At 43.9% G+C, this 12,371-nt stretch carries 8 protein-coding genes, 1 tRNA gene and 1 pseudogene; 5 read left to right on the forward strand and 5 right to left on the reverse strand.

Annotation, left to right across the window (positions count from 1 at the left end; genetic code table 11):
- From AAC155_RS07185 to AAC155_RS07195, 3 genes and pseudogenes are all read right to left on the reverse strand, one after another.
- Positions 1-135 (reverse strand): annotated as a pseudogene (locus AAC155_RS07185) (transposase family protein); the annotation flags it as partial.
- Between the two features lie 139 nt (positions 136-274).
- Positions 275-1,537, reverse strand: coding sequence for a tyrosine-type recombinase/integrase (locus AAC155_RS07190; RefSeq protein ID WP_113041592.1), 1,263 nt, complete (start codon positions 1,535-1,537; stop codon positions 275-277).
- Positions 1,538-1,701: 164 nt separating this feature from the next.
- Positions 1,702-1,786, reverse strand: a tRNA-Leu gene (locus tag AAC155_RS07195).
- A gap of 490 nt (positions 1,787-2,276) precedes the next feature.
- Between AAC155_RS07195 and ampH the strand changes: the two genes are divergently transcribed.
- The gene (gene ampH, locus AAC155_RS07200) at positions 2,277-3,494 is read left to right on the forward strand and encodes a D-alanyl-D-alanine-carboxypeptidase/endopeptidase AmpH (protein ID WP_113041691.1); all 1,218 of its coding nucleotides are present in this window, start codon (positions 2,277-2,279) and stop codon (positions 3,492-3,494) included.
- A 210-nt stretch (positions 3,495-3,704) separates the two neighbouring features.
- Here the strand turns inward: ampH and lptG are convergent, their stop codons facing one another.
- Positions 3,705-4,781, reverse strand: a complete 1,077-nt coding sequence (gene lptG, locus AAC155_RS07205) for an LPS export ABC transporter permease LptG (RefSeq protein ID WP_113041594.1) — start codon at positions 4,779-4,781, stop codon at positions 3,705-3,707.
- Positions 4,781-5,881 carry an LPS export ABC transporter permease LptF gene (gene lptF / locus AAC155_RS07210; protein ID WP_113041595.1) on the reverse strand — a complete coding sequence of 367 codons (1,101 nt, stop codon included), beginning with the start codon at positions 5,879-5,881 and terminating at the stop codon, positions 4,781-4,783. The genes lptG and lptF overlap by 1 nt, the downstream gene beginning before the upstream one ends.
- Before the next feature lie 286 nt (positions 5,882-6,167).
- On the opposite strand from lptF, the gene pepA reads away from it, so the two are divergent.
- The 4 genes from pepA (at position 6,168) to AAC155_RS07230 (ending at position 12,323) form a co-directional block, all read left to right on the forward strand.
- On the forward strand, positions 6,168-7,688 hold the full coding sequence (pepA, locus tag AAC155_RS07215; RefSeq protein ID WP_113041596.1) for a leucyl aminopeptidase: 1,521 nt from the start codon (positions 6,168-6,170) through the stop codon (positions 7,686-7,688).
- 63 nt (positions 7,689-7,751) lie between these two features.
- Positions 7,752-8,201 carry a DNA polymerase III subunit chi gene (locus tag AAC155_RS07220; protein ID WP_011148563.1) on the forward strand — a complete coding sequence of 150 codons (450 nt, stop codon included), beginning with the start codon at positions 7,752-7,754 and terminating at the stop codon, positions 8,199-8,201.
- Positions 8,202-8,214: 13 nt separating this feature from the next.
- Positions 8,215-11,112 carry a valine--tRNA ligase gene (locus tag AAC155_RS07225; RefSeq protein WP_113041597.1) on the forward strand — a complete coding sequence of 966 codons (2,898 nt, stop codon included), beginning with the start codon at positions 8,215-8,217 and terminating at the stop codon, positions 11,110-11,112.
- Between the two features lie 437 nt (positions 11,113-11,549).
- Positions 11,550-12,323, forward strand: coding sequence for an amino acid ABC transporter substrate-binding protein (locus tag AAC155_RS07230; RefSeq protein WP_113041598.1), 774 nt, complete (start codon positions 11,550-11,552; stop codon positions 12,321-12,323).
- The last annotated feature ends 48 nt before the right edge of the window (positions 12,324-12,371 follow it).

Below are 12,371 nucleotides of genomic sequence, written 5' to 3' on the forward strand. Positions count from 1 at the left end.
CCAACCTTCAGCGCCAGCGAGAATGGCGCTGATGACAAGAAAAATAACATCAATCAGCTCGTATTGACGATTGATGTCAGAACGAGTTTCTTTCACAACGGTTAAATGTTCAATCAGGGTCTGGTTCAGATTCATGGGCGAGTATTAAAAAGAAAAATAAGGAGAATGAGATCATATAATTACGGTTCATTCAAGGGGGGGTAAAAAAGTATGCTCGCGCCCTGCTATTCAAAGTGGGCTTTCTTACACAGTGAATTAATGTGTTTTTATATGACTATTTACTATTTTTCTTTGAGAAAACGTAAGGAGCAATAAATTCTTTTTTACATTGATCCAAATAATCCGCCCACCATTGTATCATTAATCGCCGTTCCTCCAAATGTTCAGATGTATGGATATAAGCAGCTCGGACACCATTACGCTCTGTGTGGCTCATTTGTCTTTCAACTGCATCTTTTGACCATAGCCCTGATTCAACTAAAGCGCTACAAGCCATCGCTCTGAAACCATGCCCGCATACTTCCGTTTTTGTATCATATCCCATCACTCGTAATGCATTATTTACCGTATTTTCACTCATAACTTTATTAGGATCATGGTCGCCGGGAAAAAGCCGTTCATTGTCCCCACTAAGCTCTTTAAGTTGCTGTAAGATATCTATTGCCTGATTACTCAACGGCACAATATGGGCTGATTTCATTTTCATGCCACGGTAAGAATAACGAACTCCTTCGATTGGATTTCGTTGACCAGGTATCTCCCACACTGAACTATTAAAGTCAATTTCATCCCATCGTGCAAAACGTAACTCACTAGAACGCACAAAAGTGAGTAAAGTCAGTACCACCGCTAAACGTGTAATTTTCCTGCCACGGTAATGACTTATACGTTCCAATAATTCAGGAAAGCAATTGGATGGCAATGCAGGATAATGTTTAGTTTTAGGCATGGTCAGCGCCCCGGCCATATCTATAGCCGGATTACTGTCGATAATGTCATTTTGTACAGCATAGCGCATGATAGCAGTTACCCGCTGTTGGAGCCGTTGAGCTACATCATGCTTTCCTGCATCATCCACCATTCGGATAGGTACTAATAGATGGCTAGTCTTTAACTGACGGATATCAATTTTACCAATATGAGGAAAGATGTATTGTTCAAGGCTGCGCAGTACACGCGCCCGGTTATAGTCACCCCACCGCTTATTACTGGAGTGCCATTTCCTAGCAATAGTTTCAAAATTGAATTCGCCTGATGCCTCAGCTTGTGTCTTTTTCTGTGTTGCTTTGGGATCTATACCACTAGCTATCAGTTTTTTAGCCTCATCACGTTTAGCTCTGGCATCAGCAAGAGAAATTACCGGGTAAACCCCAAATGCTAACCTGTCTTCTTTTTTATCAGTAGGTCGGCGGTATTTCATACGCCAGTATTTTGAACCTCTCGGAGTAATTTCCAGATACAACCCGCCACCATCAGCGAGTTTATAGGCTTTATCTTTTGGCTTTGCTGCCTCTATTTGCCTGGCATTGAGTTTCATGTTGGGGGCACATTATTAATCGAATCGGAAGATGCCCCCAATTATGCCCCCACAGATATGTGGATTGCAACGGACGATAATAGACCTTGATAGACTATTTTATTTGATTTATAAGGAGTTTTCTTGGATAAGTGGACTTTGGTGAACTGCTGTGAACATAGTCATGGTGCCGAAGGCCGGACTCGAACCGGCACACCCGAAGGCGGTTGATTTTGAATCAACTGCGTCTACCGATTTCGCCACTTCGGCACTGAAGTAGTATGCGGAAAACGAGGGCTATTATACCTGTCAGCGATCTGTTAGCAACTGTTATCCTTCTAACTTTGGTTTAAGTGTTGAAAAAAAGATCAAACCCATCTTTCAACACACATGCGCGTTCAATTACTGAACATCAAAACCCTAAATAAGTACACCTAGCAATATCTTTTCCACCTGAAATAGCACCTTCTCTACAATACCAGAGCAAAAACAACTCCTCTTGAGACGTTTTTTGCGACCATAGTTAGCTGAACCACCTGACGCTGATAGACAACCTATAATCACCTTATATAATCTCAGCATGATAATTCGCTATGAGGTAAATGGTTATGACGATTATTAGCTGGATTGGCGCCGGGATCTTTTTAGGCATTGTCATTGGTGCGTTGATGGCATTGTTTAAAAAGAATAAATAGCCGCTTTTGCTATCTTTATCCTGTTTGTGAATTCACTGGAAATATGCCTGATTGGTCAATTCAAAATGAATAAACAGTTTTTTAAGATCTTCTCTGTTTCTGCGATAGCGTTGGCTCTTACAGCCTGCTCTTCTTCAAACAAAATATATTCGGCAAAGTTTCTGCAACCCAAGAAACAACCATTGAAATGGGAAGTGTTCGAAGGAAATGCGAGAACTAAAAAGCTGGCTTCACAGTTGGTTGATCAGTATGCACAGGATATTTTCAACAGCAGCAATGCGCAAGGCATGGCGATGGTGGTGATTGATAATAATCAGACGGTTTACCGCAGTTTCGGTGAAACTCGTCCGGGAAACGGCATCCGTCCAAAGCCCGATTCAATCATCCGTATTGCCTCACTGACTAAGCTGATGACCAGTGAGGTTATGATCAAGCTCGAAGAGGATGAGGTTCTGCGTTCCACCGATCCATTGCAGGACTATAGCTATTATGGCGTGAAAGTACCCCAATACAGCCCTCTTCAACCTATCCGGTTGTTCCACCTGGCAAGCCATACCAGTGGCTTACCTCGTGAGCAGCCGGGAGGTAAATGGGGGCGCCCTGTTTTTGTCTGGCCTACACAAACCAATCGCTGGGCTTGGTTAAAAACAGCTCAATTAGATTCCGTACCAGGCACAACAGCATCTTATTCCAATTTGGCTTACGATTTATTGGCAGATGCACTCTCTAAGGCTACGGGTAAGCCATATACCCGTTTGTTACACGATAAGATCACCGGCCCTTATTACATGAAAGACACCACACTGACGCCAAGCCGTTCTCAGTGTGCTCGTTTGATGGAAAGTTATAAGCCAAGTCCATGCCTTAATGCGATTGCTGCGGCAGGCAGTGGGGGAATTTATTCAACGCCAAAAGATATGCAGCGTTGGATGCAGCAGTTTTTATCATCAGACAGTCAGTTACGTAAACAGACCGCAAGCCGTGAACAAGGTATTTATTTTAAGCGTTCCGCTCTAGCTTCAATTAAAGGGATGGATGTTGCCGGTCAGGCCGATGGCGTTGGCCTTGGTTGGGTTTATATGAACGGCCGTGGTGATATACCGGGTATTTATCAGAAAACCGGCGGCGGCGGTGGGTTCAATACGTATATGGCAATGATCCCTGAACAAAATATCGGAGTGTTTGTGGTGATCACTCGTAAACAACGTAGCCAGTTCAGTAGCGTAACAACGGGGGTTAATCAACTGGTAACTGCATTGTCGAGGAATCACCATCAAGCTTGAGCCTTTTACATCTTAAAATCGAGATGCTCAGGATAGGGTTTCTTAGCCAAAAACCCTATCCCTATATACCCGTCATCTTTCAAGTTGCCTCTGTGTTGGCTGCTCTCGCTCACCCCGGTCACATCGTTATCTATGCTCCCGGGGATTCACTCCCTTGCCGTCGCGATGCATCTTGAAATCCATAGGATATAGTTCCTCGATTTCTAAAAACTACTGTCTCTTAAGGAGTAAATAAATACTCACAGTAAGGAACAATAGGCTTGGTAACAGTGCCGCCAAAACCGCTGGCACGCTGTACACCAAGCTCAGTGGACCAAAGATCTCATTAAGTACATAAAATAGGAAGCCAAAGCTAATCCCTGTCACCATCCTCACTCCCATCGGCACACTACGCAGTGGTCCGAAGATAAAAGAGAGTGCCATCAACATCATTACTGCAACTGAAAGCGGCGCAAATATTTTTTTCCACATATTCAGTTGATAACGGCCTGATTCCTGTTCACTCTGCTTAAGGTACTTGATGTACTGATATAAGCCACTGATGGAAAGCGCTTCAGGCTCAAGTGCTACCACATTCAACTGTTCTGGCGTCAGGAGAATTTTCCAGTCAGCAGAAATACGTTGTGATCCGGTGATTTTTTTGCTGTCTGTCAGATCAGATTCTTCCACCTGAGAAAGCTTCCACAGGTCGTTATCCTTATCATAAACCGCACTGGCTGCATACTTTACAGAGAGTAGTTTTTTATCATCACTAAAATGATAGATGTTGACGCCTTTAATCTCGGTATCACTCACAATCCGCTGGATGTAGATAAAATCGTCCCCATCTATCGTCCACATACCTTTATTTGTTGAAACCAGAGAACCACCAAGCATCTTCTGAGCCCGGTAATTACGCGCCATCTGTTCACCTTGTGGCGCAACCCACTCTCCGATAACCATAGTCAGGATCACCAACGGAATAGCCGTTTTCATCACTGAGCCAGCAATCTGCATACGGGTAAATCCAGAAGCTTGCATAACCACCAACTCACTACGGGTTGCCAGCGTACCAAGCCCCAGTAAGGCGCCAAGCAAAGCTGCCATCGGGAAGAATATCTGAATATCTTTCGGCACACTTAACAAAACATAAAGACCAGCAGAAATAGTAGTATATTCCCCCTGTCCCACTTTTCTTAACTGCTCAACAAACTTAATAATACCGGAGAGTGATACCAGCATAAACAGCGTCATCAGAATAGTCTGTAGAATAGTCCGACCGATATAACGATCCAATACACCAAACATCAGGCTACTCCTCTGCCGTTGAAACGAGCCCGGACCCTACGCACCGGCAACGTATCCCAAATATTGAGAACCAGCGCCAACATCAGATAAGTCCCATTAGTCAGCCACATCCAAATCATCGGGTCCAATTTGCCTTTACTACCGTTAGAACGCAGAGAGCTTTGCAATAAGAAGAAAATCAGATAAAGCAACATTGCGGGCAACATGCTTAACACTCGCCCTTGACGTGGGTTCACCACACTTAACGGTACTACCATCATAGCCATAATTAGTACCGAGAGCACCAAAGTCAAACGCCAATGGAACTCAGCGCGGGAGTCCTTATCATTATCCTGCCATAACTGGATAATAGACTTCTGTTCAACTTTATTATTATCTACGATTGAAGTCTGATGCCCGATAATCGCTTGATAATCACGGAACTCAGTGATCCTAAAATCACGCAGCATTGCAGTGCCTTCGTAACGCGTACCATAATTAAGGACGACCACCTGTTTGCCATCAGGTCGCTCCACCATATGCCCGCCATTAGAGATCACCACGGAAGGACGCTGGTTATCAACGGGGCGAAGTTGGGCAAGGAATACGTTTTCAAATTTATTGCCGTGCACGTTGCCAATATAGAGCACCAGATTACCATCCTCGGAAGGTTTGAACCTCCCTTCCATGATCGCTGCCAAGCTTGGGTTAGCTTTAGCATCAGCCACCACCTGTTCTTGATATTTCGAGGACCACGGCATGACCCAAATGACATTCACTGCCGCTAGCGCGGAAGTTAACAACGCCAGAATAAGCGCCGAAACCACCAGCACACGCTTGCCCAAACCACACGCATGCATAACAGTAATTTCACTTTCAGTATAGAGTTTACTGAAAGTCATCAATACCCCAAGAAACAGACTCAGGGGCAAAATCAACTGCGCCATTTCAGGCACACCTAATCCTAACAAGGATAAAACTAAATTTGCCGGGACGTTTCCTTCCACTGCGGCACCCAAAATTTCAACTAATCTCTGACAGAAAAAGATCAGTAAAAGGATAAAGAGTATCGCAACTTGGCTTTTCAGGGTTTCCCGTACCAGATATCTAATGATGATCACGCTTATTACGCCTGTGAAAACTTGTCTTTTTGCAGGAAAATCGCTAACTTCATTGTATATATACCATTTATTATGTGCATCAGTTTGGCTTCCTCACTGCTAAAATGATATCGAAGCATTCCATATTTAGGTTCCCAGTCAGAACATACTTATATAGTTAGCTAAATAATAACAAACAGTGCGTTTAGCTTAACATAAATAGTTAATTTTCTATGGGGTAGATTAATGCGAAACGCTATATTTTAGCGATAGCATCCGTCTTTGTCTTTAAGATTCAGGAGAACGCATGGAGTTTAGTGTAAAAAGCGGTAGCCCGGAAAAACAACGTAGTGCATGTATCATTGTCGGCGTTTTCGAACCTCGCCGCCTTTCCTCTATCGCTGAACAACTTGATAAAATAAGTGACGGTTACATCAGTGCATTGCTGCGCCGCGGTGAACTAGAAGGCAAAGTTGGTCAATCACTGTTGCTGCATCATGTTCCCAATGTGTTATCTGAACGTATTCTGCTTATCGGCTGTGGTAAAGAGCGCGAATTGGATGAACGCCAGTATAAACAGATTATTCAGAAAACTATCAATACTCTCAATGAAACGGGGTCAATGGAAGCTGTTTGCTTCTTAACAGAATTGCATGTCAAAGGCCGCAATAATTATTGGAAAGTGCGCCAAGCGGTAGAAACAGCAAAAGAATCTCTCTATGTTTTCAACCAGCTAAAAAGTAATAAAAATGAGTTGCGCCGCCCACTGCGTAAAATGGTTTTCAATGTTCCGACCCGTCGGGAGCTAACCAGTGGTGAACGTGCCATCCAACACGGCCTTGCTATTGCTGCCGGTATCAAAGCGGCCAAAGATCTTGGTAATATGCCACCCAATATCTGTAATGCCGCTTATCTGGCTTCTCAGGCACGCCAGCTCGCAGATTCGGCCAATAGCCATATTACAACAAAAGTGATTGGTGAAGAGCAGATGAAAGAGCTAGGCATGAATGCCTACCTGGCTGTCGGTCAGGGTTCTCAGAATGAATCTCTGATGTCAGTCATGGAATATAAAGGCAGTCCTGATAAAAATGCCAAACCCATCATCTTGGTTGGAAAGGGGCTGACTTTTGACTCAGGCGGTATTTCAATCAAATCTGCGGGTGGCATGGATGAGATGAAATACGATATGTGTGGGGCTGCAACAGTTTATGGCGTGATGCGTGTGGTTTCTGAGCTACAATTACCGCTCAATGTCATCGGTGTCATAGCAGGCTGTGAGAATATGCCAGGAGGGCGCGCTTACCGGCCTGGAGATATTTTAACCACCCTATCTGGTCAGACTGTCGAAGTGCTCAATACCGATGCCGAAGGCCGTCTGGTTCTGTGCGATGCGTTAACTTACGTTGAACGTTTTGATCCAGAATTGGTCATTGATATCGCTACACTGACCGGTGCTTGCATAACAGCTCTTGGTAATCATTACAGTGGATTGCTATCCAACCATAATCCCCTGGCCCATGAGTTACTCAATGCTTCAGAACAATCCGGTGATCGCGCATGGCGCCTACCAATGACCGATGAATTTTTTGAGCAAATCGATTCTAATTTCGCTGATCTGGCGAATACCGGTGGCAGTGGGGGTGGCGCGATTACCGCCGCCTGTTTCCTGTCCCGCTTCGCAACAAAATATCACTGGGCACATCTGGATATCGCGGGTACGGCCTGGCGTTCAGGTAAAGCAAAAGGCGCAACAGGTCGCCCGGTTGCACTACTGTCACAATTCCTGTTAAATCGGGCAGGAAGTACCGGTATCAATAACGACGATTGATTTGATTCCTCTCTTAGTTTAAAAGGGCATTTGACAATGCCCTTTCTCCGTAACAGAGACATTATGAAAAGTGCCACGTTTTATTTACTGGAACAGCCATCACCTCAAGCAGATTTGCAAGCGCACGAATGGCTGGCATGCCAGTTTGCGGCTGACCAATGGCGAGCAGGAAAACGGGTGCTAATTGCCTGTGAAAATCAGCAACAGGCAGAAAAGTTAGATGAAGCCTTATGGCAACGGGAGCCTCATCAGTTCGTCCCACATAATCTTGCGGGTGAAGGGCCAAGATATGGCGCACCAGTTGAGTTATGTTGGCCGCAAAAACGGGGAAATGCTCCCCGTGATATCCTAATAAATCTGTTGCCGCAATTTGCAGACTTTGCCACCGCTTTCCATGAAGTGATAGACTTCGTTCCTATAGATGAAAATTTGAAACAGTTGGCGCGTGAACGATATAAATCATATCGCAGCGTCGGCTTTAATTTGACCATGGCAACGCCGCCAACATACTAAGTATCAAGATAAAATGGAAAAAACACCCGCAATTCAAACGCAAGCCGAGCCATCTCTCGATAAAACGTACAATCCTAAAGAAATTGAGCAGCCTCTCTATAACCATTGGGAGAAAAGTGGTTACTTCAAGCCTAACGGCGATACCCGCCGTGAGAGTTTCTGTATTGTTATCCCGCCACCAAACGTGACCGGCAGCCTGCATATGGGCCATGCGTTTCAGCAAACCATTATGGATACCATGATCCGTTATCAACGAATGCAGGGTAAAAATACTTTATGGCAGTCCGGTACTGACCACGCAGGTATTGCTACTCAAATGGTGGTTGAGCGCAAGATCGCAGCAGAAGAAGGCAAAACCCGTCACGATTATGGCCGTGATGCATTTATCGATAAGATTTGGCAGTGGAAAGCAGAATCCGGCGGCACGATTACCAATCAGATGCGTCGTCTGGGCAACTCCGTTGACTGGGAGCGCGAGCGTTTCACTATGGATGAAGGTCTATCCAACGCCGTAAAAGAAGCCTTTGTCCGTTTGTATCGAGAAAATCTCATTTATCGCGGTAAACGTTTGGTTAACTGGGACCCGAAATTGCACACTGCAATTTCCGATCTGGAAGTTGAGAACCGTGAAGTTAAGGGTTCTATGTGGCATCTACGTTATCCATTGGCCGATGGTGTCACAACCGCAGAAGGGAAAGATTACCTGATCGTTGCAACTACCCGGCCTGAAACTATGCTAGGCGATACCGGCGTAGCAGTTAACCCAGAAGATCCGCGCTATAAAGATTTAATCGGCAAAGAAATTATTCTGCCATTAATTAACCGTCGCATTCCTATTATCGGTGATGAACATGCGGATATGGAAAAAGGTACCGGTTGCGTAAAAATTACGCCTGCCCATGACTTCAATGACTATGAAGTCGGTAAGCGCCATGCCCTGCCGATGATCAATATCATGACTCTTGATGGCAACATCCGCCATAAAGCAGAAGTTTTCGATACTCATGGCGAGATTTCTGACACTTACAGCTCTGATATTCCGGCTGAATATCAAGGCATAGAGCGTTTTGCTGCCCGTAAAGCTATCGTGGCAGAGTTCGAAAGACTGGGCCTGCTGGTTGAAATTAAAGCTCATGATCTAACCGTTCCTTATGGCGATCGCGGCGGTGTGGTTATTGAACCTATGCTGACTGATCAATGGTATGTCCGTACTGCGCCTCTGGCGAAAGTGGCTATCGAAGCCGTTGAAAATGGTGATATCCAGTTTGTGCCTAAGCAATATGAAAATATGTATTACTCCTGGATGCGCGATATTCAGGATTGGTGTATCTCTCGCCAATTATGGTGGGGCCACCGCATCCCGGCATGGTATGACGCCAACGGTAATGTCTATGTTGGCCGCAGTGAAGAAGAAGTGCGTCGTGAAAATAATCTGGGCACAGATATCTCTTTAAACCAAGATGAAGATGTACTGGATACCTGGTTCTCTTCCGGTTTATGGACTTTCTCTACCCTTGGTTGGCCTGAACAAACTGACGCGCTGAAAACTTTCCACCCAACCGATGTGTTGGTGAGTGGCTTTGATATCATCTTTTTCTGGATTGCCCGTATGATCATGATGACCATGCATTTCATCAAAGATGAAAATGGCAAACCTCAGGTTCCCTTTAAGACTGTTTACATGACCGGTCTTATCCGGGATGAAGAAGGTCAGAAGATGTCCAAATCCAAAGGAAATGTTATTGACCCACTGGATATGGTTGACGGTATTTCTCTGGAAGAACTGCTGGAAAAACGCACCGGCAATATGATGCAGCCCCAGTTGGCTGAAAAAATCCGCAAACGTACCGAAAAACAGTTCCCGGCAGGTATTGAAACGCATGGTACCGATGCCCTGCGCTTTACGTTAGCAGCGCTGGCCTCAACAGGTCGTGATATCAACTGGGATATGAAACGCCTGCAAGGTTACCGTAATTTCTGCAACAAATTATGGAACGCTAGCCGCTTTGTTCTGATGAATACAGAAGGTCAGGATTGCGGCCAACATGGCGGCGAAATGGCGCTATCGTTGGCTGATCGTTGGATTCTGGCTGAATTTAACCAGACAGTAAAAGCCTACCGTGAAGCACTAGACACATATCGTTTCGATATGGCGGCCAATATTCTTTATGAATTCACTTGGAACCAGTTCTGTGACTGGTATCTGGAGCTCTCTAAACCGGCAATTAACAAAGGTTCAGAAGGAGAAGTTCGTGGTGCCCGTCATACGCTGATTGAAGTTCTGGAAGGATTACTGCGCTTGGCTCACCCGATTATTCCATTTATCACCGAAACCATCTGGCAGCGAGTGAAAATGGTGAAGGGAATTGAGGCAGATACCATTATGCTGCAACCGTTCCCAGAATTTGCTCAAGAAAAAACTGATGAACTGGCACTGACCGATCTGGAATGGATTAAGGAAGCGATTATTGCAGTACGTAATATCCGTGCTGAAATGAATATCGCACCGGGTAAGCCACTGGAAGTTCTGCTGCGTAATGCCGATGCTGGCGCACAACGCCGTGTAGCAGAAAATCTGAATTTTATTCAGGCAATGGGCCGCTTATCTTCTGTGACTCTTCTGTCTACGGGTGAAGAAGCACCGATTTCTGTCACTAAATTGATTAATGGTGCAGAAGTATTAATCCCAATGGCTGGCTTAGTCGATAAAGAAGCTGAACTAAGCCGCTTAAATAAAGAGATTGAGAAGCTGGATAAAGAGATTGGCGCCATTGAAAGTAAGCTGTCAAATGAAGGCTTCGTTAGCCGTGCGCCCGAAGCCGTTGTAGCCAAAGAGCGTGAACGTCTGGCAAGCTGCAATACATCCAAAGAGAAGCTGCTGGCTCAGAAAGAAACAATTGCCGCGTTGTAATATCTTCAAAAAGTAAATTCTCACCAAAGCCACTGACAATGAATTGCTGTGGCTTTTTAATTTAAATAGTAAACGATAAAATTAATAATAAAATATAAATTCAACTCATTCTATATAAACATCATCAAAAATATTGAAAATAACAACACCTACCTCCTTAATATAAGTGAATATTTATTTTATTCATTTTTAAATTTACATATCTTAAATGACAATATGATATAATTTTATTTTATATATAAATCATTATATTTAGCATATTATACAGAGAGTAAAATCATATAAACACATTATTACAAGTAAAAAGGAAACCAATAATGTAATTCTAGTCCAATTAAATACTCAATTATTTATTGTTATGAACAATTTATTTCAGCGGGAATTATTAAGGTAATAATAAATTAATTCACTAATTTATAACTACCCGAAGAAACAAAATGAAAACACTTCTTACCCTATTATTGGCAAGCACTATCCAATTCGGTCTCGTATATTCAGCTAATGCAGAAACAACCCTTGATAAGATTAAATCCACCGGCACATTCAGAATAGCAACGGAAGGCGCTTATCCACCATTCACTTATCGCGATGCCTCGGGTACTTTAACTGGCTTCGATGTCGATATTGGCCGTGAAATTGCACACCGATTGAATGTCAAACCAACATTTATTGAAGGAAAATGGGACGGACTTATTGCCGGGCTGGATGCCGGACGTTCTGATGCAGTAATTAATCAAATTGCAATTACACCTGAGCGCAAGAAAAAATATGACTTCTCCATCCCCTATATCACATCGCAAGCGGTACTTATCATTAATAAAGATAATAATAACATAAAAAAATTCAGCGATTTAAAAGGCAAAACCTCAGCACATACTCTAACCAACAACTTCGCCCAAATAGCCAGAGATAATGGCGCAGAAATTATCGGCACTAATGGATTTAGTCAAGAAATCGAACTGGTTAGTACCGGCAGAGCCGATGCCACTATTAATGATAGCCTATCTTATCTGGACTATAAGAAGCATAAGCCAAACGCACCAGTAAAAATTGTTGCAGCAACCCCCAATGCAGGTCAAACAGCGGTTTTGCTCCGCAAGGGCGAGTCAGAACTAAAAGTTGCTATTGATAAAGCAATAACTGACATCAAAACCGATGGCACTTACCAGCGTATCTGGACTCAATATTTTGGCGATAATCTTCCCAAATAAGTGAAAGATTATCTTATTCAGATAGACAGTTCCCTAAAAGTTGAATAC

Source organism: Photorhabdus sp. HUG-39, assembly GCF_963878365.1.
GTDB lineage: Bacteria > Pseudomonadota > Gammaproteobacteria > Enterobacterales > Enterobacteriaceae > Photorhabdus > Photorhabdus kayaii.